This window comes from Luteimonas sp. MC1828, assembly GCF_016461615.1.
Taxonomy (GTDB): Bacteria; Pseudomonadota; Gammaproteobacteria; order Xanthomonadales; family Xanthomonadaceae; genus Luteimonas.
Genome location: NZ_JAEMNY010000002.1, coordinates 637681 through 660713, shown reverse-complemented (window position 1 = coordinate 660713; position 23033 = coordinate 637681). Strand labels below are relative to the sequence as shown.

The following is a 23033-nucleotide window of genomic DNA, read 5'->3' as shown; positions in this document are numbered from 1 at the left end:
GTGTTCCTAAGCCGTCCACCAACCTATGCGCCTCTAGCGTAAGTGCGAGAAGCATCAGCAGCGCGAGAACGAAGACCAAAGGAAATGCCAGCAAAGTAAGCCGCCTTAGCATGAGCGAATCCTCGTGCCCGTTGTCGTGCACGCACCCGAACTCCGAAGATCTTTAATCAGCGCGTTTCCTATCGCCTCCCGGTCAGACTGATTGCCAAAGTCAATCGCGCGCCCAAGGCCCTTCTCTACTCCGTCAAGAACCCTGTTATACGCCCTGTCTGCGGGATGACTGCCAGCAACCCATCGCGCACCGAAACTGGAGTTGATGGATTCAGTTATACGATTTCGCTGCTCAGTTGGCAGTGCGTCCAGCGCCGCTTGAACAGCTGTCTGCTCCATGCTTACAAGCTTGGCATCGAGTCCCGGCCCTGACAGGGAGCCGTTGCGAATCTGCGAGTATGTCTTGGCGTTGAGGGAGTACAGTGCGCTGCTAACGCCATCCAGGAACTGATTCGCCTCCGGATTGATGCCACCACCCATACGTCCGGCGAACCTGACTCCAGGGATGTCCCTGTTAGCTAGATACTCAACAGTCAGTGCCGCAGCTCCAAAGAAGCGCGTTGAGCCTGCTGCACCGCGATCGAAAGCCCTATATATGTCGCGCCTCATGCAATAGACGCTGTCGCTGTTCGCGACGACACACCTACGACCATCCGGATCGATATTGGTGTACGGATTGTTGTTGGCATACCGATACCGATGGAACTGCCCCACCGGGTCGCTGTGCGCGGTGACGGGATCAACGCTGAGGAACAGTCCGATCCCCGGATCGTAATAGCGCTGCTGCATATACGTCAGCCCCGTCGCCCGGTCCTCGACGTGCCCCGTGTAGCCAGGGCGATCGTTGCCGGTGCTCGCCGAGGGGCTCAATTGCTTGCCATAGGGCTCGTACTCCGTCCGCTCCACCAGCCCACCGGCCTCGTTGGTCACCGCCACGGGGCTGCCCAGCGCGTCGGTGTGCTGGTACTTCACCACGGCCGTACCGCCCCCGATCGGCACCTCACGCTGCGCGACCAGGCTGCCGGCCAGGTACACGTGGTCGGTCTCCTTCATCTGCCCGGTGCGGGTGTTCTGCTGGTACAGCAGTTGTCCGTTCTGCCCGTACTGCGAAAACACCACGCCGGTCGCGAAGTTCATCGCCAGGATGCGCCGGCCTTGGTCGTCGTAGCGGTAGCGCTCCACGCCCATCACCTCGCGCAGGCGGTTGCCGTAGTCGAAGTCGTAGTTGGCCTCGTTCTTGAACTGCACGTTGCCCTGCAGGTCGTAGCCCAGGGCGGTGGTCGCCGCGCCGTTGCTGCAGGTGGTCGCGCCGGTGCGCACGAACGCCAGGCGGTTGCTGGCGTCGTAGCAGTACAGGTCGTCGCGCCCGGGCGCCTTGACCCGCACCAGGTTGTCCAGGGTGTCGTAGGCGTACGCGGCGCCGCCGGGGTACATCGGCGAGGTGGCCCCCACCAGCCGGTCGAGGTCGTCATAGACCAGGGTGCGCGTGGTGCGGCCGCCTTGGCCGACGGTCAGGTCGCTGATCTCGCCGATGTTGCCGTTGGCGTCGTAGGCGAACTGGTAGCGGCCGATGCTGTTGTTGAACGCGACCAGCGACGGCAGTTGGCGGGCGTTCTGCAGCATCTCGTGGACGATGCCGTTGCCGTAGGTGAACGACTGGATGCTGCCGTTCGGGTAGTAGGCGACGTTGCTGGCGTAGGCCTGACCGCCGCCCACTGCCTGGGTGGCCTGGCCCAGCGCGTTGGGCGCGAAGTCGACGTTCTGGCCACTCGGGTAGTGGAGCTTCTGCAGGCTGCCGTTGCGATCGTACGTGTAGCCCAGGCTGTACGTGTACCAGGCGGGCAGCAGCTGGACCTCGGTCTTCAGCAGCCGCCGGTGGTTGTAGTCCCAGGCGTTGTCGATGTTGTTGGCCCCCACGACGTTGACCGTGTGCACCTTTTTCGGCAGCCCGTCGGGCGTGTACTCCCAGCTCTGGTCGCCGCGGCCGTCGGGGAAGGACAACTCCCTGAGGCGATTGCGGGCGTCGTACAGTCGGTCGACGCGGCGCGCAACGACCGCCGGCGACTGGGAATTGAAGCATGCGCCCGCGGGCGACCACGCCAGGCCCGAGGCCGACCAGGCAAGGTTGCCGGCTTCGTCGTATCCCATGGCATTGGTGCCGGTCTCCACCTCCGTGCGCTTGCACAGGCGCTGGTGGGCGTCGTAGGCGAAGTAGTGCCGCTGCCACTCGCTGCCGGTGGCGTTGCGGCGGGTGATCGTCGTGGGTTTGCCGAACGCGTCGCGGCCGATGTCGGTGAATGCCCCCTCCGGGTGGGCGATGGCCACCGGGAAATCCATCGTCGGCTCGCTCCAGGCCAGGTACTCCGTCTCGGTGAACACCGCCGGACTGGCGCCCTGGTGCTTCGGGCTGGTGACGCGCGTCTTGAATCCGGCCAGGTACTGCGTGGTGGTGCTGAGCAGCCCGAGCTCGGAGGTCTGGCGGACCGCGGTCACTCGGTCCAGCGCGTCGTATTCCGTGGAACCACCTGCGGTAACGGTTGCGTAGTCACCGAGACTGGCGAGGGGATAGGACGCAAACGCCAGCCGGCCCGCGGTGTCGTAGCGCTTTACCGAAATGCTGCGCGTGGCGCCGGGATTGGCGTCGTCGAAGCGCTCCTCTACCAGCGGACGCCAGAGCGCGTCGTAATAGGTCACGCTGCGTGCTTGCCCGGTGCTGGTCGTCTGCTGCCAGTGGCCCGCAGGGAGGCCGTACTTTGCGGTCGCAGACGGCATGAAGGTCCGGATGGTGGGGTTCCAGTGCGCAGCGCTGCACACACCGCCCTGCCCCTGGCCTTCGGAAGGATGGGTCTGGCTGGCCAGCCGACCCATCGAATCGTAGGTGTAGCAGGTCCTGTACCCGTTCTCGTCGGTGACAGAGCTGATCCAGCCATTGTCGTCCACCACTGCGGTCCGCGTGGCGCCCGAGGGCGCCTCCGGCGTTGCCGCGTGGTGAATCAGCGCCGGCACACCGCGCATCCAATCCGACAATTGCGTCAGGTTGCCCGCGCCATCGGCCACCGACTTCAGGGTGCCCGCCTGGTGGTTGCCGGTCGCGCCATTCCAGACATAGGTGCGCTGCAGCTTGCCCAGGGCGAACTCATCCTTCGGCATCACGAAGCTGTCGGCGGTGTAGCTGGTGGACGACAGCACCATGCCAGTTGGCCAGTCGGCGTTGACGCAGGTGCTCGCCGGTGCGGTACAGGTGACGGAAGCGACCTGACCCAGGATCCACCGGTCCAGGCGGTCGTGGTAAGTCGTCACTTCGGTGCGACTGGGGTTGCCCACGAGTGTGCTTGACTTCGTCACCCGCAGGGGGCGGGCGAAGGCGTCGAACAGTTCGGTCACCGTGCTGAAGTTTGCGCCGTCCTGCACCACGACCCGACTCGTCTGCGGCCGCGGATACTCGTCGCCGAAATCCCCCGACCGCTCAACGCCACTTACGCCAACCGGGGTCGGGAACGGCTGCCCCGACTGCGCGAGTTCGTACCCCGTATCCACGCGTGTGAGCAGCGCTGACGGGCCACTGCCGCGCTCGACTCGCAAGAGCTTGCCCTCGTCGACGCGAAACGTGTTGCCAAAGGTATAGCGTTGGAAGTCCCCCGGCCCGGTCACCTCGGTGTACGCGCCTTCGCCATACACATACGCCCACGCCATGGTCGGGATGGCAGGCCCCGAAAGCGTCTTGGCGATCACGGCATAGGCGTCCCAGACGCTGGGGTAGTACTCCGTGTCGTCGTTAAGGTCGCTCGGCTTGCCGATGGCGCAATTGCTCTCAAAATCGATGCCGTTGCGCCTGAAGCGCTGCAGCTCGACCATGAAGCTCCCGGCGACGCCGGAAGGGTGCGTGACTGTACCCACCTTCGTCTGCGGCCAGACGTCGCCGGGGTTGTCGCAGCTCCGCCAGGGTTCGCCCGGTGCGCCAACGGAATAGCGGATCGGCAGGTTCTGGAAACCCGCCAGGTTGATCGCCCAGGCACCATTGTTTCCAGGCAGTTCAACCGAAGACAACGAACCATTGCTGTAGCCGTAGCTCCACGTGCGGCCGTTGGCTGTCACCGTCTGCACCCGGTCGCCTGCATACACAAGCGTGATCACGCGCCCGTCGCTGGCCTCGACCCGCGTCAGGCGCGCCGGGGCGTTGGCGGCATTGCTGTAGGTGTACGCAACCCAGTTGCCGAAGCGGTCTTCGACACGAGTGGCATACAACGCGTGGCGGCCCCGCGGCACATGGTCGAAGCCCTGGCCGCTGGGCCTGGGTTTGGCCAGCTGCCTCTCCGCTGCCACCGCCATCCAGTCCAGCCAGTACTTGTTGCCACTGGTGTCGGTGGCCAGAAAGCCTTCGCCGCTGCCGTTCTGGATCGCGGGCAGGCAGGCCACCGAGGTCCAGTCGCTGGTGATCCAGTGCGCACCTCCTCCGGTCGGCTGCGGGCTGGCGGCATGTCGGACCAGCATGGCGCGGCTGCCCTGTCCTGGCAGGTTCAACCGCGTTCCCTGCCAGATCTCGTCTGACCGGAAGCTGTTCATGCCGATGGACACGCCGGGCGCGCGCGACTGCCACGCGCTGGTCACCGAACAGCGCTGGGGGGCCAACCCCGCGCCGGGATTGATCCAGCCCGTGGAGAGGGCGAACACCCCGCCCACGTGCGGCAGATCGATCTCCCAGTCGCCCATGGCGCCGTCCAGTGCATTGGAGCCCAGGGCGCCGCCGCCGCGTGCCATGCCCAGCGTCTTGGTCGCAAAGGTCCGGGTGATCTCCACCGGAAGTGCGTTGTTGCCACGCAGCGCGACATCGGTCAATCGGAACGAAAGCGACCCGCTCTGCAGGCTGATGTCGTCGCCGAACACACCCGCGCCATGCGGGGAGATGACACCCGCGTCCTTGACCAGCTTCGCGGCTTCTTCCCAAGGCTCCACGGATGCCCGGGCGGTGCCAGACGGGAACAGGCCGAACACCATCGCTACAGCGGCAACTGCCGCCACTCCGTGCGCGCGCATGTGCGTCTTCCTCTGACATCCCCTGGGTCGGCTTCTACGCCTGCGGGGCCCCCCGGTCAAATCGGCATGCCGGCAGATACGCCAAGCGCGCGCCCCGGCACCCGGCCGCGACGCGCGCCAGCCGCCCTGCCCCGCGTCAGCGGGCCGGCGGCTTGCGGTACACCAGCACCGGGATGGTCGAGTACGTCAGTACCTTGAGCGTTTCGCTGCCGAGCATCAGCGCGCCGATGCCGCGGCGGCCATGGGAGGCCATCGCGATCAGGTCGCAGCCATCGTCACTGGCGGCTTCGATGATCGCGCGGTACGGCGCGTCGTTTTCCACCAGGCGCGTCCGGCATGGCACACCGAGGGCGCTTGCACGCGTCTCGGCTTCGCGCAGGCGGCGCGTGCCCTCCTCCTTCGCACTCTCGGCATACGTGGCGCGGCTGTCGACCAGCTGGGCGCCACTGATGGCGAAGATCTGGAACGGCTCGGTCACGGTCAGGAAGGTGACCGACGCGCCGATGCCCTTGGCAAAGGCCAGGCCCTGCTCGATTGCCGCAAGGGAGAGTTCCGAACCATCGGTCGGGATCAGGATCCGCTTGTACATGGCATTTCTCCTGTGGTCGTCCCAGCGTGCTCCGCCCCACAGGAGAAAACGTTGACCCAGGTCAAGCCAGGTCGTGGCGCCGGTTCGGTCAGGCCGCTTCGTAGAGGGCCAGCAGCGCGGACTCGGCCTCCGACAGGCGGGCGGCCAGCGCGGCGCGGCGCTGGGCGGCGTCGGCCACGCGGTTGGACGCATCGGCGCCGGCGTGGAAACCGGGATCGGCCAGGCAGGCGTCGATGGCCGCGATGTCGGCTTCCAGCGTCGCCACCTGGGCTTCGGCCTGCGCCAGCTTGTGCGGGTTGACCTTGGCCCTGGGTTGCGCCGGCGGGGGCGCCGGCGGTGCGGGCGGTGCCGCTGCAGCCCCTGCCGCCGGCCGCACGTCCTGCGGCCGCGAACGCAGCCACGCCGCGTATTCGTCGAGGTCGCCGTCGAACGGCGTGACCACGCCTTCGGCGACGCGCCAGAAGGTGTCGCTGACCAGGCCGATCAGGTGGCGGTCGTGCGAGACCAGCACGATCGCGCCCGGGAAATCGCTCAGCGCCTCGGCCAGCGCTTCGCGCATTTCGAGGTCGAGGTGGTTGGTGGGTTCGTCGAGCAGCAGCACGTTGGGCTGGCGCCAGGCGATCAGCGACAGCGCCAGGCGCGCGCGCTCGCCGCCCGAAAAACCGTCGATCGATTCGAACGCGCGATCGCCGGGGAAGCTCCACTTGCCGAGGAAATTGCGGAAATCCTGCACCGACGCTTCCGGCGAGATCTCGCGCAGGTGGTCGATGGGCGAGGTGCCGGCCACCAGCGCTTCCACCGTGTGCTGGGCGAAGTAGCCGATGCGCAGGTCCGGGTGTGCATAGCGCTCGCCGGTGAGCAGCGGCAGTTCACCGACCAGGCTCTTCACCAGCGTCGACTTGCCCGCGCCGTTGGGGCCGAGCAGGCCGATGCGGTCGCCGGCCTCCAGGCCGAAGTTGGCGTCGTGCAGGATGGTCGCGGTGTCGTAGCCGCAATCCGCGTGGTTCAGCCGCAGCAGCGCATGCGGGAGCTTCAGCGGCGCCGGGAAATCGATGCGCACTTCGCGCTCGGCACGCACCGCTTCGGTGTTGGCCATCTTGGCCAGGCGCTTGACCCGCGACTGCGCCTGCTTGGCCTTGGCCGCGCTGGCGCTGAAGCGGTCGATGAAGCTCTGCAGGTGGGCGCGCTCGGCCTGCGCCTTCTCGTGGGTGATCTGCTGCAGGCGCAGCTGCTCGGAGCGCTGGCGCTCGAAGGCGGTGTAGTTGCCGGTGTACAGCTTGGCCTTGCCGCCGTGCAGGTGCAGGGTGTGGGTGTTGACGTTGTCGAGGAACTCGCGGTCATGCGAGATCAGCAGCAGCGTGCCGGCGTACTTCAGCAACCACTGCTCCAGCCACAGCACCGCGTCGAGGTCGAGGTGGTTGGTGGGCTCGTCGAGCAGCAGCACGTCGGATGGCGTCATCAGCGCGCGCGCCAGGTTCAGGCGCACGCGCCAGCCGCCGGAAAACGACGCGACCGGGCGCTGCTGGGTTTCGGCCGGGAACCCGAGGCCGTGCAGCAGCTTGGCCGCGCGCGCGGCGCCGTCGTAGCCGCCTACTTCTTCCAGCCGGTGGTGGGCCATGGCGACCGCTTCCCAATCCTCGTTGGCGAAGGCATTGGCCTCGGCCTGCAGGGCGTCGTGCACGGCGGCATCGCCGGCGAGCACGAAGTCGACCGCCGGATCGGGCAGCGAGGGCATTTCCTGGGCGATGCTGGCGATGCGCAGGCGCGACGGCAGGTCGAGGTCGCCACGGTCGGCCTCCACCTCGCCACGCACGGCGGCAAACAGGGAGGACTTGCCGGTGCCGTTGCGGCCCACCACGCCCACCCGCCATCCGGCGTGCAGGGACAGGTCGAGATCGGACAGCAGCAGGCGTTCGCCGCGCCGGAGGGCGAAATTGCGGAAGGAAATCATCCGCCATTGTACCGGGCCGCGGCCGCCGCGCCGGGGATTGCGGTAGTGTCGGCAGCCGGGAAATGAACGGTTTGGAGGCGTGATGGCGATCTCGATCAATCTCGAAACGGCCACCTGGGTGCATGCCCGCGTGGTGGCGCAGGCGCCGTTCAGCGAAATCCACGAGGTGCTTGGCCGCCGTGGCTATGACGAGTTCCAGATCCGGCGCATCTACGACGCCGCGCTGCGCGACCCGGACGGGTTCAAGGCGGGCTTCTCGCGGCTGAGCCCGAGCCAGCCGAAGGTCGCGCACGCCGCACCCAAGGCGCCCGACAGCCAGGCCCAGCGCGCGCAGGCGCGGGCGGAAGTCGGTGCCGGGGCGCGCGCGGGCAGCAGCTTCGTGCCGGTGGCGCCGATCGCGCTGGCCGCCGGCCACGCGATCAGCTGCGAGCATGGCGACGTGCGCGTGGCCTTCCACAGCGTCCGGCCGTACGTGGTGCTGTTCAACAACGTGCTCACCCATGACGAGTGCGACCAGCTGATCGCCGAGGCGAAGCCCGCGCTTGAGCGCGCCAAGGTGATCGATTCGGAAAGGGGCGGCTCCAAGGTCGATGACCGCCGCACCAGCGAGCTGACCGTGCTCATGCGCGGCACCACGCCGCTGCTGGCGCGGATCGACGCGCGCATCACCCGCATCACCGGCGTGCCGGTGGCGCAGGGCGAGGATCTGCAGGTGATGCGCTACGGCGTGGGTGCCGAATACACGCCGCACTTCGACTACTTCAACCTCGACCGGCCGGGCCAGGCCCTGCACCTGGCCAACGGCGGCCAGCGCATCTCGAGCCTGGTGATCTACCTCAACGACGTCGAGGCCGGCGGCGAAACCGTGTTTCCGGAAGTGGGCCTGTCGGTCGCGCCGGCCAAGGGCAGCGCGGTGTATTTCGCCTACACCGATGCGCAGTCGCGCTGCGATCCACTGTCGTTCCATGCCGGTGCGCCGGTGCTGCGCGGCGAAAAATGGATCGCCACGCGCTGGATGCGCGAGCGCGCCTTCACCTGAGTGCCAGGGGATGCGCGGCGCGCAGGGATTCGCGCCGATTGACGCGGTTGTTCAGCGGATGTTAAAGCGGTTGAGCGTGAACCCGCTGCGCCGCCGTCCATCCAACGAGGTCGCCTGCCATGACGCCACACCCGCTCGCTCTCGCACTGATCGCCGCATTGGCCGCCTCCGCCCTGCCCGCCCATGCGCAGGACCCCACCCCTACCGAACGCAAGGCCACCCGCCTGGACACGCTGATCGTGACCGGCACGCGCGCCAGCGACCGCACCGCGGCTGAATCCACGGCGCCGATCGACCTCATCACACCGGAGGCGCTGCAGTCCTCCGGCACCACCGAACTCGCGACCGCACTCGGGCGGCTGCTGCCTTCGCTCAACTTCCCCCGGCCTGCAGTCTCCGATGGCACCGATGCGGTTCGTCCCGCCCAGCTGCGTGGACTTTCCCCGGACCACACCCTGGTGCTGGTCAACGGCAAGCGGTACCACACCGGCGCCCTGGTCAACGTCAACGGAACGCAGGGGCGCAGTTCCTCGCCGGTCGACCTCAATACCATTCCCATCGCCGCCATCGCGCGGGTCGAGGTGCTGCGTGATGGCGCGTCGGCGCAGTACGGCTCCGACGCCATCGCCGGCGTCATCAACATCGTGCTCAAGGGCAGCCCGGAAGGCGGCAACGTCAGCCTGCGCCACGGCCAGACCAGCGCGGGCGACGGGGCGCAGACCAACCTCCTTGCCGATGCCGGTTTCCCGCTGGGCGCCAACGGCGGGTTCGTGCACCTGGCCGTCCATGGCGACAAGCAGGACCAGACCGACCGCGCCCGGCCGTTCCTCGGCCCCGTCACCCCGACCTCCGCGCCGCTGGGCCGCGTGGTGCAGCGGCAGGGCGATCCGGAGATCGACAGCTATTCGGGCAGCTACAACGCGGAGCTCGCCGCGAGCGACAGCCTGACGCTCTACTCCCATGGCCTGCACACCAAGCGCGACATCCTGTCCAACGGCTTTTTCCGGCCGGCGGGTGATTCACGCAACATCCCGTCGATCTACCCCGACGGCTTCCTGCCGCAGATCAACAACAACTCGACCGACTACAGTTTCGTGGGCGGGCTGCGCAAGCTGTTCGCCGGCGCCACGGCGCTCGACCTCAGCTACACCTACGGCTCGAACGAGCTGACCTTCGACATCAAGAACACGCTCAACCGCAGCCTGGGCCCGACCTCGCCCACGCAGTTCTACGCGGGTGCGCTGGAAGTCAGGCAGCACATCCTGAACCTCGACATGAGCACCCCGCTCGACCTGGGACTGTCCTCGCCGCTGATCCTCGCCTACGGCGCGGAGTACCGCGAGGACGAGTTCGAGCAGTCGCCCGGCGAACCGGATTCATACGCACTGGGCCCATTCGCGAACATCCCCGGGTCGCAGGTCTTTGCCGGCTTCAAGCCCGGCGACGGCGGAGAGTTCAAGCGCGACAACATCTCGCTGTACGTGTCGCTCGAAGGCAAGGTGACGGAAAAGTTGTCGGCGGGCGTCGCCGCACGCTACGAGGACTACAGTGACTTTGGCGATACCTCGACCGGCAAGCTGACCGCACGCTACGACTTCACGCCAAGGGTTGCGCTCCGCGGCACGCTGTCGACCGGCTTCCACGCGCCGTCACTGCAGCAGCAGTATTTTCAGTCGACGGCCACCAATTTCATCGTGCTTCCGCCGCCCCAGGGCAACACCCCGTTCGACATCGTCACCTTCCGGGTGACCAACCCCGCCGGCATTGCGCTGGGAGCGGAGCCATTGCGGGCGGAAGAGTCCACCAACTTCAGCGTCGGCCTGGTGTTGCAGCCGATCGATCGCATGTACATCACCATCGATGCCTACCGGATCGAGCTTGAGGACCGCATCACACTGTCGGAGAACCTGACGAGTGCCGCGGTACGCAACTTCCTCAATGCCAACGGCTTCCCGGGCGTCGGCGGCGGCCGCTACTTCACCAATGCCATCGACACCACCACCGACGGCATCGACGTGATCGGCACGTACGGCTGGCAGGTGGGCAACGGCGACCTGGACGTGACCGTGGGCTACAACCACAACAAGACCAGCATCGACCGGATCGCGCCCAATCCCGCGTCGCTCAATGCCATCGATCCCACCGCGCTGCGCTTCGGCAGGGTCGAGATCGGCCGCTTCGAGGTGGGCGCGCCGCGTGACAAGTTCCTGGTCGGCGGCGACTGGAGCTCCGATCGCTGGGGCTTTTCCGCCAATGCGGTGCGTTACGGCGAGATCACCGTGCGCAACGCCAACCCGGCGCAGGACCAGACCTTCGACCCCAAGTGGACGCTCGCGCTTGCCGCAACGCTCAAGCTTGACCGGTGGAGCTTCACCCTGGGCGGCGACAACGTGCTGAACGAGTATCCGGACGAGAACGTGTTCGCCAACTCGACCGGTGGCCAGTTTCCGTATGCCAGTTCCGCGGCGCCGTTCGGCTTCAACGGTGCGTTCGTGTACGGCAAGATCGACTACCGGTGGTAACGACCCAGCGGCGCTGATGGCGCGGTGGATCCCCCCATGCCCCACCACACCGAGCTCATCACGATCCTGACGGTTGGATTCGTGCTGGCCTACGTCCTGGGCCTGGCGGCGCATCGCCTGCGCCTGTCGCCGCTGGTGGGTTACCTGGTCGCCGGCATCATCGCCGGACCGTTCACGCCGGGCTTCGTCGGCGACCAGGCGCTGGCCCCGCAGCTCGCCGAGATCGGCGTGATCCTGCTGATGTTCGGCGTGGGCCTGCACTTCTCGCTGAAGGACCTGATGGCGGTGAAGGCCATCGCCATCCCCGGCGCGGTGGTGCAGATCACGGTCGCCACCCTGCTCGGCTGGGGGCTGGCGACCATGCTGGGCTGGCCGACGCTGCACGGCGTGGTGTTCGGCTTCGCGCTGGCCACGGCCAGCACGGTGGTGCTGCTGCGCGCCATGGAGCAGCGCCGCCTGCTGGAGACCCAGCGCGGCCGGATCGCCGTCGGCTGGCTGATCGTCGAGGACCTGGCCTGCGTGCTGGCGCTGGTGCTGATGCCGGTGCTGGCCAGGCTGATGGTCAACGCCGGCGATGGCGACATCAGCCTGGGCGCGCTGGCGGTGGCGATCGGCAAGACACTGGTGCAGGTGGGCCTGTTCGTGGCGGTGATGCTGGTGCTCGGGCGGAGGGTGATCCCGTGGATGCTGGAGCGCACCGCCGGCACCGGCTCGCGCGAGCTGTTCACGCTGGCGGTGCTGTCGATCGCGCTCGGCATCGCGCTGGGCTCGGCGGAGCTGTTCGGGGTGTCGTTCGCGCTCGGCGCGTTCTTCGCCGGCATGCTGCTCAACGAGTCGGAGCTCAGCCAGAAGGCGGCGCAGGACTCGCTGCCGATGCGCGATGCGTTCGCGGTGCTGTTCTTTGTTTCGGTGGGCATGCTGTTCGACCCGGCGATCCTGGTCGAACAGCCGCAGCTGGTGCTGGCCACCACGTTCATCGTCATGTTCGGCAAGTCCGCCGCGGCCTACCTGATCGTGCGCGCATTCGGGCGGCCCAAGGCCACCGCGCTGACCATTTCCGCAAGCCTTGCGCAGATCGGCGAGTTCGCCTTCATCATCGCCGCGCTCGGCGTGACGCTCGGCATCCTGCCCGAGCAGGGCAAGGACCTGGTGCTGGCCGCGGCGCTGCTGTCGATCATGCTCAATCCGCTGGTGTTCGGGCTGGTCGACCGCTGGCAGGCGCGCCAGGACGCGAAGCAGGCGGCGGAAACCGCGAACCACGCCGCGCGCGTATTGGCCGAGGATGCGGCGAGCCACCACCTTCCGGAATCGGTCACCGACCACACCATCGTGGTCGGCTACGGCCGGGTCGGCCGCCAGCTCGTCACGCTGCTGCAGCAGCGCGGCGTGCCGGTGGTGGTGATCGAGGACGATGCCGACCTGGTCGCGCTGGCACGCGAGGCCGGCGTGCACGCGGTGCGCGGCAACGCGGCGTCGGAACCGGTGATGCTCGAAGCCGCTCCCGACCGCGCCAAGCTCGCCGTATTCGCCATTCCCAACGCGCTCGAAGCCGGCGAAACCATCGCGCGGCTCAAGGCACTCAGCCCCGCCATCACCGTGCTCGCGCGCGCGCACAGCGATGCGGAAGTGAAACACCTGCTGCATCACGGCGCCGATGGCGCGGTGCTCGCCGAACGCGAGCTTGCCTACTCGCTGGCGGAGATGGTGATGTCCACGCCGCCGTACCGGCCGGCGCGCGTCGCCACCTGAAGCGCGGCGCGCGGCCCGCCGTGCGAGGTCAGCCCTTCGTGAACTCCAGGTGCCCGCCCTCGGCATCCACCTGCACGGTGTCGCCGCTGGCGAAGTCGCCGGAGAGGATCTTCGTCGCCAGCGGGTTCTCCAGCTGCTGCTGGATCGCGCGCTTCAGCGGCCGCGCGCCGTAGACCGGATCGAAGCCCACGTTGGCCAGCAGGTCGAAGGCCTTGTCGCTCACCTCGATGCGCATCCCGCGCTCGGCCAGCCGCTTCTCCAGGCCGCGCATCTGGATGCGTGCGATCTCCTTGATCTGCACCTTGTCGAGCGCGTGGAAGACCACGATGTCGTCGAGCCGGTTGATGAACTCCGGCCGGAAGTGCGCCTGCACCACCGCCATCACCCCGGCCTTCATCTGTGTATAGGCCTCGGCCGAATCATCGCCGCCGAGCTCCTGGATCTGGTGCGATCCGAGGTTCGACGTCATCACGATCACCGCGTTGCGGAAGTCGACCGTGCGCCCCTGGCCGTCGGTCAGGCGGCCGTCATCGAGCACCTGCAGCAGGATGTTGAACACGTCCGGGTGCGCCTTCTCCACCTCGTCGAGCAGGATCACGCTGTACGGGCGGCGGCGCACCGCCTCGGTGAGATACCCGCCTTCCTCGTAGCCGACATAGCCCGGCGGCGCGCCGATCAGCCGCGCAACCGAGTGCTTCTCCATGAACTCGCTCATGTCGATGCGCACCATGGCGTCGCTGGAATCGAACAGGAATTCCGCGAGTGCCTTGCACAGCTCGGTCTTGCCGACGCCGGTGGGGCCGAGGAACAGGAACGAGCCGGTCGGACGGCCGGGATCGGACAGGCCCGCGCGCGAGCGCCTGATCGAATCCGACACCACCTTGATCGCTTCATGCTGGCCCACCACGCGCGTATGCAGCTGCGACTCCATCGCCAGCAGCTTCTCGCGCTCGCCTTCCAGCATCTTGCTGACCGGGATGCCGGTCCAGCGCGCGACCACCTGCGCGATCTCCTCGGCGGTGACCTTGTCCTGCAGCAGGGTGAAGCCCTGCGTCTCGACTTCCTGCGCGGCCTTGAGCTGTTTCTCGAGTTCCGGCAGCTGGCCGTACTGGATCTCGCTCATGCGCGCATAGTCCTGCCTGCGCTGCGCGGCTTCGAGCTCAAGTCGCGCCTGCTCGATCTGCTCCTTGACCTTCGTCGCGCCCTGCAGCATCGCCTTCTCGGCCTTCCACACTTCTTCGAGGTCGTTGTAGTCGCGCTCGAGCGTGCCGATCTCGGCTTCCAGGTCAGCCAGCCGCTTCTTCGATTCGGCGTCCTTCTCCTTCTTCAACGCCTCGCGCTGGATCTTGAGCTGGATCAGCCGGCGCTCCTTGCGGTCGAGCTCCTCGGGCTTGGAGTCGATCTCCATGCGGATGCGGCTCGCCGCCTCGTCCATCAGGTCGATCGCCTTGTCGGGCAGCTGGCGGTCGGCGATGTAGCGGTGCGAGAGCGTGGCCGCGGCGACGATCGCCGGGTCGGTGATCTCGACGCCGTGGTGCACGGCGTAGCGCTCCTTCAGGCCGCGCAGGATGGCGATGGTGTCCTCGACGCTGGGCTCGCCCACGAACACCTTCTGGAAGCGGCGCTCGAGCGCGGCGTCCTTCTCGACGTACTTGCGGTACTCGTCGAGCGTGGTGGCGCCGATGCAGTGCAGTTCGCCGCGCGCAAGCGCCGGCTTGAGCATGTTGCCGGCGTCCATCGAGCCTTCCGCCTTGCCGGCGCCGACCATGGTGTGCAGCTCGTCGATGAACAGGATGACATTGCCTTCCTGCTTGGCGAGGTCGTTCAACACGGCCTTCAGCCGCTCTTCGAACTCGCCGCGGAACTTCGCGCCGGCGATCAGCGCGCCCATGTCCAGCGACAGCACGCGCCGCCCGCGCAGGCCCTCCGGCACCTCGTTGTTGATGATGCGCTGCGCGAGGCCTTCGACGATCGCGGTCTTGCCGACGCCGGGCTCGCCGATCAGCACCGGGTTGTTCTTGGTGCGCCGCTGCAGCACCTGGATGGTGCGGCGGATCTCCTCGTCGCGGCCGATCACCGGGTCGAGCTTGCCGCGCTCGGCGCGCTCGGTGAGGTCGATCGTGTACTTCTCCAGCGCCTGTCGCGCTTCCTCGGCGCTCGCATCGGCGACCGTCTCGCCACCGCGCATCGCGTCGATGGCGGCCTCCAGGCGCGCCTTGTCTGCGCCCGCGGCCTTCAACGCGCGCCCGGTGTCGCCGCGGTCGTCTAGCGCGGCGAGCACGAACAGTTCGGATGCGATGAAGCCGTCGCCACGCTGCTGCGCCAGCTTGTCGGTGACGTTGAGCAGGCGGCCCAGGTCGTTGCCGACCGACACCGCGCCATCCTGTCCCGACACGGCCGGCAGCTTGCCCAGCGCTTCGGCCAGGCGCTCGCGCAGCACCGGCACGTTCACGCCGGCCTGCGCCAGCAGCGGGCGCGTGCCGCCGCCCGCCTGGTCGACGAGCGCCAGCATCAGGTGCGCGGGTTCGATGAGGTTGTGGTCGCGGCCGACGGCCAACGACTGCGCGTCGGCCAGCGCCTGCTGGAAACGCGAGGTGAGCTTGTCCATTCGCATGAGGAAGCCTCGGATATCGGGAGCCGGCGCTGCCGGCAATACTCCGGAAATGAGGTTCCCAGGACGTGATTCAAGTCAGCGGTCGGCCCCCGGGGCTGCCGGCGCGCCCGGCCGCTGCAGCGCCAGCAGCCCGAGCGCGAGCGCCAGCAGCGCGTAGCCACCGGCGAACTGCAGCACCATCGCCCGCCGCAGGCCATCCAGCGCCCACGGCCAGTACACCGCGCCCTGCGGATGCACCGAATGGATCAGGCCGAACAGGGTGAGTGCCGCCGCCAGCAGCAGCACGCCGGCCGCGCGCCCCGGCCGACCGTCGACCAGCGCCACCAGCATCGTCGCCCACAACATCGCGGTGATGATGAAGCCGTTGCCCAGCGCCACGATCACCGCCAGCTCGGGCAGTCCGTGCCCCGCGACCGTGGTAAACAGTTCCGCGTAACGCTGCGGCGCCATCCACTGCGGATTGCCGAAGCGGATCGCCAGCAGGTAGGCGATCGCCGGCAGGAACGCCAGCGCCACCGCGATGGTGTGCTCGCGTTTCGTGCTCTGGAACGCCTGCACGGCGATGTCGATGCCGACGAACACCAGGATCGGCGCGAGCACCGCCATCGGCAGCCACTGCACCAGGCCCGAGACCAGGCCCAGCACGCCGCCCAGTCCGATGAACAATCCGGTCAGCAGCGTGTAGCCGGTGCGCGCGCCCATGTGCTTGTACGCGGGCTGGCCGATGTAGGGCGTGGTCTGCGCCACGCCGCCGCAGACGCCGGCCACCAGCGTCGCCACCGCTTCGACCAGCAGCACGTCGCGGGTGCGGAAGTCATCGCCGGCCGCGCGCGCGCTTTCGGCGACGTTGATGCCGCCCACCACCATCAGCAGGCCGAACGGCAGCAGCAGCGACAGGTAGGGCACGGTGGCCGGCAGTCCCTCGATGAAGCCGAGGCCTGGCCAGGGCAGCGCCACACCGGGCCATTCCGCCCGAGGCAGCGCGAAGCCGGTGAGTGCGCCCGACAAGCCCAGCCCGTAATACGCCGCCACGCCCACCAGCAGCGCGAACAGCACGCCGGGGATGCGCAGCGGCACCCTGCCCTTGCCCACCAGCACGTACAGCAGCAGGCCCAGCACCGGCAGGCCGACCATCGGCTGGCGCAGCGTTTCCACCAGTGGCAGGAAGCCCAGCAGCATCAGCGCGGCGCCACCGATCGCGCCCAGCAGCGCCGCGCGCGGCACCGCGCGGGTGACCGCATCGCCGGCGAACGACAGCACCAGCTTCAGCAGGCCCATCACCACCAGCGAGGCCATCCCCAGCTGCCAGGTGGCGATGCCGGCGGCCTCGGGCGCCATGCCCTGCTCGCGCAGCCCGGCATACGCCGGCCCCAGCACCAGCAGCGCCATGCCGATGCTGGTCGGCGCGTCCAGGCCCAGCGGCATCGCGGTGACGTCGTCGCGCCCGGTGCGCGCGGCCAGCCGCCGCCCCATCCACGTGTACAGCAGGTTGCCCACCAGCACGCCGAGCGCCGTGCCCGGGAACATGCGTGCGAACACGATGTCCGCGGGCATGCCGTAGATGCCGACCAGCGCCGCGGCGATGAAGCCCAGGATCGACAGGTTGTCGATCGCCAGGCCGAAGAAGCCGTTGAGGTCGCCGGCCACGAACCACCGTGGCCGCGCGCCCGCGGCGTGGTCGACGCGCATCACGGCCTCAGAACCGCGCCGTGAACTCGATCCCGTAGGTGCGCGGCTCGTTGAGGAAGCCGGTCAGGTTGTTGAAGTCGATGGCGCCGACCACGCGCGTGGTGTCGGTGATGTTGCGTCCGAACAGCGCCACTTCGTAGTCGCCCTGGTTCCACAGGTAGCCCAGGCGCAGGCCGCCTTCGACCATCGACTTGCCGGTGAACTCCACCGCGTCGTAGAGGAAGAAGTCGACTTCGCTGCGGTATGCCCAGTCGGTGTAGACATAGAACTCGGCGCTCTCGCCCACCGGGATCGCGTAGCGCGCGGTGACCGCGTGCACCCATTCCGGCGCCTGCGGCAGGCGGTTGCCGTCGATCAGGTACAGGCCGGACCCGGGCGCGGTTTCGGGATCTGTAACGGTGCAGCCGCCGCCGCAGCCCGGGACGGCGAGGTCCGCATCCTGGATCTCGGTGTCGTTCCAGCTCGAGCCCAGCGTCACCAGCAGGTTCTCCGCCAGGTAGGCCTCGAGGTCGAGCTCGAAGCCCTGGCCGCGGGTCTTGTCGGCATTGAGCAGGGTCGCGGTGTTGCCGCCACCGCCGACCGCGATGATCTGCTGGTCGTCGACGTCATAGCGGAACACGTTGAAGCCCAGGCGCGCGCGGCGATCCCACAGCTCGGCCTTGATGCCGGCCTCCCACGACAGCACCTCCTCGGAATCGGCCGTGGACACGCCGCCGTTGTCGGCAACCGCCGCGGCCGAGGCGAACAGCAGGCGCCCCTGCACCGACGGCGCGCGGAACCCCTTCGCGACGCGCGCATACAGGTTGATGTCGTCGTTGAGCGCGAAGGTGCCGGACAGATCCCAGCTGATGTCGTTGACATCGGTGTGCACGGTGTACGGCCCGCCAACGGGTGCGGCCGAGAACGGCGCGGCCTCCAGCACGCTGGCCGAGAAGTCCTTCTGGTCCTGGGTGTAGCGCACGCCGCCGCGCAGCGCGAAACGGTCGGTGATGTCGTATTCGCCGGAAGCGAACACCGCCCAGGCCTTGTTGCGCTGCGCCTGGATCGCATAGCCCGCCTGTGGATTGCCCGGCGACAGCGAGTCGTAGTTGAAGCTGTCGATCGCGATGTCCTCGTCGTACCAGAACAGGCCTGCCTGCCAGTCGAAGCGGCCCCATTCGTCGGACTCGAGGCGGAATTCCTGGGTGATCTGCCGATGGTCCGGCAGGCCGTCGGCCGATTCGGACGCGAACGGAATGAAGCCCGGGCCGGAGTTGCCGGGGCCGAGGAAGGCCGCGCCGAAGCCGCCGTCGATGTCGCCGCGATTGAGCGACTCCGCGGTCTCGTAGCCGGTGATGGAGTACAGGCTCACGCTGCCGAGGTCCCAGCGCAGGCGCGCGCTTCCGCCCCAGGTCTCGAGGTCGGAGAAATTGACGCCGTCGTTGGCAACCACGTCGCGGTCGAAGCCCGGCACCAGGTCGTTGGTGCCGGGCTGGATGATGTTGGCGCGGAACAGCCGCGCGGTGCCGTTCATGTGTCGCTTGTGCAGGTTGAACAGCGCCTCGAATTCGTCGCCCTCGTACAGGAACTGCACGCGCGCGGCGGATTCGTCATAACCCTCGAAGCCGTCGTTGGGACCGGGGAAGGCGTTGTCGACCGAATCCTCGCGGCGCTGGTAGAGCGCGGATGCACGCGCCGACCAGCGTTCGGTCAGCGGGCCACCGTACGCGCCCTCGAAATTGAACATGCCGTCGTTGCCGAGCGCGAACTGCACGTAGCCGTCGGCATCCTGCGCGGGCTTGGCCGACTCGAACTTGACCACGCCGGCCGGCGTGTTGCGCCCGAACAGCGTGCCCTGCGGGCCGCGCAGCACTTCCACGCGCTCCAGGTCGAAGACCGGGAAGCCCTTCAGCAGCGGGCTTTCCTGCACCACCTCGTCATACACCAGCGATACCGGCTGCGAGGCGTTGAGGTCGAAGTCGGTGTTGCCCAGGCCGCGGATATAGAAGCGCGGGAAGGCGCGGCCGTAGGACGATTCGATGTTGAGGCTCGGCACGCGTCCCGAAAGGAACCTCACGTCACCACCGCCCGATCCGAGCACGTCGAGCTTCTCGCCGCCAACCGCGGTGATCGAAACCGGAACGTCCTGGATGTTCTCCACCCGCCGCTGCGCGGTGACCTGGATCGCGTCGAGCGTGGTCGCGGACTCGCGCTGCGCCGTCGGCGCGTCCTGTGCGGCGGCCACGAATGGAAGTGCGGTGAGCAGGGCCACGGCGAGGCGGTGGCGGCGAAGGGGGAACTGACGGAAAGCAGGCGACGGCATGCGGGGAATCCTCGGCTGCGGAACAGGTCGGGCGACTATATCTCCACATCCGGATGAAGGGATAGTCTCCGCGCGTCAGGCCTCGACCAGCGCCGACTGCTGGATCAGTTCGATCCAGTACCCGTCCGGGTCCTTGATGAAGGCGAGGTGCTTCATGCGCCCGTCCTGCAACCGCTTCTGGAACGGCACGCCGAGCGCCTCCAGGCGCGCGCAGGTGGCGCGCAGGTCGGGCACGCTCAGGCAGATGTGGCCGAAGCCGCGCGGCTCGCTGTTGCCGTCGTGATAGACCGGGCCGTCGTGGAGCTCGGTGCCGTGGTTGTGGGTCAGCTCCAGCACGCCCTGCAGGCCGGCGATCCAGTGCTGGCGTGCCGCGGGGTCCGCTGGCATCGCCGACAGGTCATCGACCAGCGCCAGGAAATACAGCGAGAACGCGGCCTCGGGGAAATCGTTGCTGCGCAGCAGGCTGAAGCCGAGCACGCGCGTGTAGAAGTCCAGCGAGGCGCGCGCGTCCTTGACGCGCAGCATGGTGTGGTTGAAGACGAAGCCGGCGGTCGCGGCGTCGCGCGTCGCGGCCACGCCTGGCGCGGAAGTGGTGTCGGTCATGGTCGGCATCCTGTGGGGGAGTGCCGGTCATTATCGCGCCTCGGCGCTGGCGCCCCCGTGCGGCGCGGGAACGCGGCCGGGTCTCAGCGTTCCAGCCACGCCAGCGTCGCCATGCGCCCCGTGCGCGCGTCTCGACGATGCGAATAGAAGCGCGCCGGCTCGCTGATCGTGCACAGGCCGCCGCCGTGGATGTCGCGCGCGGCAAGCCCGGCGGCCTGCAGCCGGCGGCGTGCGAGGGCGTAAAGGTCAACGCGCCAGTGGCCGGGCCGGGTGGCGGCGAACGCCGCATCCGCGTCGGCGTCGGTGGCCACGAAGGCCTCGCGGACCTCGGCACCCACTTCATACGCCTGCGGCCCTGCGGCGGGACCCAGCCACGCGACAAGATCACCCGGTGCCGTGCGCATCGCAGCGACCGTGCGCTCCAGCACGCCCGCCGCCAGGCCGCGCCAGCCGGCATGCGCCGCGCCCACCTCGCCGCCATTGCGCGCGGCCAGCACCACGGGCAGGCAGTCGGCGGTGAGGATGGCGAGCACGGTGCCCACGCGTCCGGTCACCGCGGCATCGGCTTCCGGTTCGGCGGCCATGCGCGCGCGCTCCGCGGTCGCGTCGCCCGGTGGCAAGGCCGCGTCCACGCGCAGCACGCCCGTGCCATGCACCTGGCGCAGCCAGCGCGGCGCCGAGGGCAGGTCCATGAGCGCGACCAGCCTGGCGCGATTGGCCGACACCGTGGCCGGATCGTCGCCGGCGTCAGCGCGCGCATTGCCGAGGTTGAAGCTGTCGAACGGCGCCTCCGACGCGCCTGCGCCGTGGCGCAGTGTCACCAGCGCGCGCACGCCGGGCGGCGCGGGCCAGTCCGCATCCAGCCACGGCGCGGCGCTCATCGCCGCGGCTGGGCGTGCGCGTGGGCGCGGCTGTCGTCGCGCAGCGCGCGCAGCAGCCCCTGCATGTCGGCGGGCAGCGGCGCCTCGCAGCGGATGGACTCGCCCGTCGTCGGGTGCACGAATTCCAGCACCTGCGCATGCAGCGCCTGGCGGCGGAACCCGCGCAGCGCCGTGACCAGTTCGTCGGTCGCGCCGCGCGGGAGCTTGAGCGGGCCGCCATACATCGGGTCGCCGAGGATCGGGTGCTTCATGTGCATCATGTGCACGCGGATCTGGTGCGTGCGCCCGGTTTCCAGGCGGCACTCCAGCGCGGTGTGCGCGCGGAAGCGCTCCTGCAGGCGGTAGTGCGTGGTCGCCTCGCGGCCGTCCTCGCGCACCGCCATGCGGATGCGGTCGCGCGGGTGGCGGTCGATCGCGGCGTTCACCGTGCCGCCCGACACCAGCGCCCCGACCACCACGGCCAGGTACTGGCGGTGCACCTCGCGCGCCGACAGCTGCGCCACCAGCGCGGTCTGCGCCTGCACGGTGCGTGCGATCACCATGACGCCCGAGGTGTCCTTGTCCAAGCGGTGCACGATGCCCGCGCGCGGCACCAGCGCCAGCGCCGGATCGCGGAACAGCAACGCGTTGACCATGGTGCCGGTGGGATTGCCGGCGCCGGGGTGGACGACCAGGCCCGCGGGCTTGTCGACCACCAGCACGTCGGCGTCCTCGTACAGCACGGAAAGCGGGATGTCCTCGGGCTCGGCGCGCACCTGGGTGTCGAACGTGGCGGCCAGCACCACTTCCTCGCCACCGCGCACCGGGTCGCGCGGACGCACGACTGCGCCATCGAGCAGCACGTCGCCGGACTTGATCCAGGTGGTCAGTTTGGAGCGCGAGAATTCGGGGAACAGCTCGGCCAGCACCGCGTCGAAGCGGCGTCCGGACAGCGCATCGGGAACACGCGCGGTCAGCGGGGCTTCGGGGGTGCCGTCGGCGGCACCGGCAGCGGATTCGTGGTCGGACATGGGGGAGGGGCTCGGGTTCAGGCGCGCCCGGCGGCAGGCCGGGACTGGCTGCTATTATCCCCGGTTCACGCCCCAGCTGCCCCAGATGCCCATGACCGCTCGCCCGACCCTGTTCCGCCGCGCCCTGCTGCTCGTGCTGCTGGCGGTGCTCACCACCTCCGGATGTGCCCGCATGAAGGGCATGTTCAAGGATGAAGATGCCAACGAGGGCGTCGCGGTCGAGACCCTCTATGACAAGGGCCACGGGATGATGCGCCGCGGCAACTGGAGCGCCGCCGCCAACACCTTCAGGCGCCTGGTGGCGCAATACCCCTATGGCACGCACACCGAACAGGCGATGATGGAAACCGCCTACGCGCACTACAAGATGGGCAACAACGAGGAAGCGATCTCGTCCATCGACCGCTTCATCCGCACCTACCCCACGCACCGCAACGTGGCGTACATGTACTACCTGCGCGGCCTGGTGAACTCCAACCGCGACACCGTCTTCCTGCAGCGCGTCTGGTCGCTCGATGCCAGCCGTCGCGACCTGGCCACGCCGACGCAGGGCTTCAACGACCTGTCCATCGTCGCCGACCGCTACCCCAACAGCCGCTACGCCGCCGACGCGCGCCTGCGCATGGTGGCGCTGCGCAACCTGTTCGCGCGCCACGAGATCGAGACGGCGCTGTATTACATGCGCCGCGAGGCCTGGGTGGCCGCCAGCGAGCGCGCCACCTACCTGCTGGAAACCTACCCGCAGAGCGAATACCAGAACGATGCCGTCGCCGTGCTGGTCGCCGCGTACACCGAGCTGGGCAACACCACCCTGGCCGCCGACGCCCGGCGCGTGCTGGAGCTCAACGAGCCGGCGCATCCATACCTGACCGGCAAGTGGCCCAACTACCCCTGGACCATCCGCAAGCTCAACCCGTTCGCGTCGGAAAAATCAGCGCTGGATTGATGGCGCGGCCGCGGTGGCCGTGAGGCCTTCGCGGCTCATGTCCCCCGGATCCG

13 protein-coding genes are annotated in these 23033 nt (G+C 68.5%); 4 read left to right on the top strand and 9 right to left on the bottom strand.

Translation table 11 applies throughout. From position 1 onward, the window contains the following. Positions 1–105 precede the first annotated feature (105 nt). The 3 genes from JHB91_RS12880 to JHB91_RS12870 all read right to left on the bottom strand — a co-directional run bounded on the left by JHB91_RS12880 (position 106) and on the right by JHB91_RS12870 (position 7625). A complete protein-coding gene (locus JHB91_RS12880; protein ID WP_199473142.1) occupies positions 106–5085 on the bottom strand; it encodes an RHS repeat-associated core domain-containing protein in 4980 nt (1659 codons plus the stop codon). A gap of 136 nt (positions 5086–5221) precedes the next feature. Continuing rightward, positions 5222–5674, bottom strand: a complete 453-nt coding sequence (locus JHB91_RS12875) for a universal stress protein (protein WP_199473141.1) — start codon at positions 5672–5674, stop codon at positions 5222–5224. Positions 5675–5762: 88 nt separating this feature from the next. Then, positions 5763–7625 carry an ABC-F family ATP-binding cassette domain-containing protein gene (locus JHB91_RS12870; protein WP_199473140.1) on the bottom strand — a complete coding sequence of 621 codons (1863 nt, stop codon included), beginning with the start codon at positions 7623–7625 and terminating at the stop codon, positions 5763–5765. A gap of 82 nt (positions 7626–7707) precedes the next feature. Here JHB91_RS12870 and JHB91_RS12865 point away from each other — a divergent pair, with 82 nt between their 5' ends. The 3 genes from JHB91_RS12865 (at position 7708) to ybaL (ending at position 12935) form a co-directional block, all read left to right on the top strand. Beyond that, on the top strand, positions 7708–8664 hold the full coding sequence (locus JHB91_RS12865) for a 2OG-Fe(II) oxygenase (protein ID WP_199473139.1): 957 nt from the start codon (positions 7708–7710) through the stop codon (positions 8662–8664). Between the two features lie 119 nt (positions 8665–8783). Further along, positions 8784–11186 (top strand): TonB-dependent receptor, encoded by a 2403-nt coding sequence (locus JHB91_RS12860; protein WP_199473138.1) that lies wholly within the window; start codon positions 8784–8786, stop codon positions 11184–11186. Positions 11187–11222: 36 nt separating this feature from the next. Next, complete coding sequence (gene ybaL / locus JHB91_RS12855; RefSeq protein ID WP_199473137.1) at positions 11223–12935, top strand: YbaL family putative K(+) efflux transporter; 1713 nt, start codon at positions 11223–11225, stop codon at positions 12933–12935. A 28-nt stretch (positions 12936–12963) separates the two neighbouring features. Here ybaL and clpB read toward each other — a convergent pair whose 3' ends face one another. The 6 genes from clpB to rluD form a co-directional block, all read right to left on the bottom strand. Further along, a complete protein-coding gene (gene clpB, locus JHB91_RS12850; protein ID WP_199473136.1) occupies positions 12964–15549 on the bottom strand; it encodes an ATP-dependent chaperone ClpB in 2586 nt (861 codons plus the stop codon). Between the two features lie 75 nt (positions 15550–15624). Then, positions 15625–17238 (bottom strand): hypothetical protein, encoded by a 1614-nt coding sequence (locus JHB91_RS12845; RefSeq protein WP_199473135.1) that lies wholly within the window; start codon positions 17236–17238, stop codon positions 15625–15627. Positions 17239–17245: 7 nt separating this feature from the next. Further along, entirely contained in the window at positions 17246–19540 is a 2295-nt protein-coding gene (locus JHB91_RS12840) for a TonB-dependent receptor (RefSeq protein WP_199473134.1), read from the bottom strand. 75 nt (positions 19541–19615) lie between these two features. Beyond that, the gene (gloA, locus tag JHB91_RS12835; protein ID WP_199473133.1) at positions 19616–20143 is read right to left on the bottom strand and encodes a lactoylglutathione lyase; all 528 of its coding nucleotides are present in this window, start codon (positions 20141–20143) and stop codon (positions 19616–19618) included. Between the two features lie 83 nt (positions 20144–20226). Next, positions 20227–21024 (bottom strand): peptidoglycan editing factor PgeF, encoded by a 798-nt coding sequence (gene pgeF / locus JHB91_RS12830; protein WP_199473132.1) that lies wholly within the window; start codon positions 21022–21024, stop codon positions 20227–20229. Next, on the bottom strand, positions 21021–22034 hold the full coding sequence (gene rluD, locus JHB91_RS12825; RefSeq protein ID WP_199473131.1) for a 23S rRNA pseudouridine(1911/1915/1917) synthase RluD: 1014 nt from the start codon (positions 22032–22034) through the stop codon (positions 21021–21023). Before rluD ends, pgeF begins: the two co-directional genes overlap by 4 nt. Before the next feature lie 91 nt (positions 22035–22125). Between rluD and JHB91_RS12820 the strand changes: the two genes are divergently transcribed. Continuing rightward, entirely contained in the window at positions 22126–22980 is an 855-nt protein-coding gene (locus JHB91_RS12820) for an outer membrane protein assembly factor BamD (protein ID WP_199473130.1), read from the top strand. Positions 22981–23033: the final 53 nt, after the last annotated feature.

Bases quoted from the DNA above. Each gene is read 5' to 3' on its own strand.
- clpB (WP_199473136.1), bottom strand. From the start codon at position 15,549: ATGCGAATGGACAAGCTCACCTCGCGTTTCCAGCAGGCGCTGGCCGAC.
- gloA (WP_199473133.1), bottom strand. From the start codon at position 20,143: ATGACCGACACCACTTCCGCGCCAGGCGTGGCCGCGACGCGCGACGCC.
- JHB91_RS12880 (WP_199473142.1), bottom strand. From the start codon at position 5,085: ATGCGCGCGCACGGAGTGGCGGCAGTTGCCGCTGTAGCGATGGTGTTC.
- JHB91_RS12860 (WP_199473138.1), top strand. From the start codon at position 8,784: ATGACGCCACACCCGCTCGCTCTCGCACTGATCGCCGCATTGGCCGCC.
- JHB91_RS12845 (WP_199473135.1), bottom strand. From the start codon at position 17,238: ATGCGCGTCGACCACGCCGCGGGCGCGCGGCCACGGTGGTTCGTGGCC.
- JHB91_RS12840 (WP_199473134.1), bottom strand. From the start codon at position 19,540: ATGCCGTCGCCTGCTTTCCGTCAGTTCCCCCTTCGCCGCCACCGCCTC.
- JHB91_RS12875 (WP_199473141.1), bottom strand. From the start codon at position 5,674: ATGTACAAGCGGATCCTGATCCCGACCGATGGTTCGGAACTCTCCCTT.
- JHB91_RS12870 (WP_199473140.1), bottom strand. From the start codon at position 7,625: ATGATTTCCTTCCGCAATTTCGCCCTCCGGCGCGGCGAACGCCTGCTG.
- JHB91_RS12820 (WP_199473130.1), top strand. From the start codon at position 22,126: ATGACCGCTCGCCCGACCCTGTTCCGCCGCGCCCTGCTGCTCGTGCTG.
- pgeF (WP_199473132.1), bottom strand. From the start codon at position 21,024: ATGAGCGCCGCGCCGTGGCTGGATGCGGACTGGCCCGCGCCGCCCGGC.
- ybaL (WP_199473137.1), top strand. From the start codon at position 11,223: ATGCCCCACCACACCGAGCTCATCACGATCCTGACGGTTGGATTCGTG.
- rluD (WP_199473131.1), bottom strand. From the start codon at position 22,034: ATGTCCGACCACGAATCCGCTGCCGGTGCCGCCGACGGCACCCCCGAA.
- JHB91_RS12865 (WP_199473139.1), top strand. From the start codon at position 7,708: ATGGCGATCTCGATCAATCTCGAAACGGCCACCTGGGTGCATGCCCGC.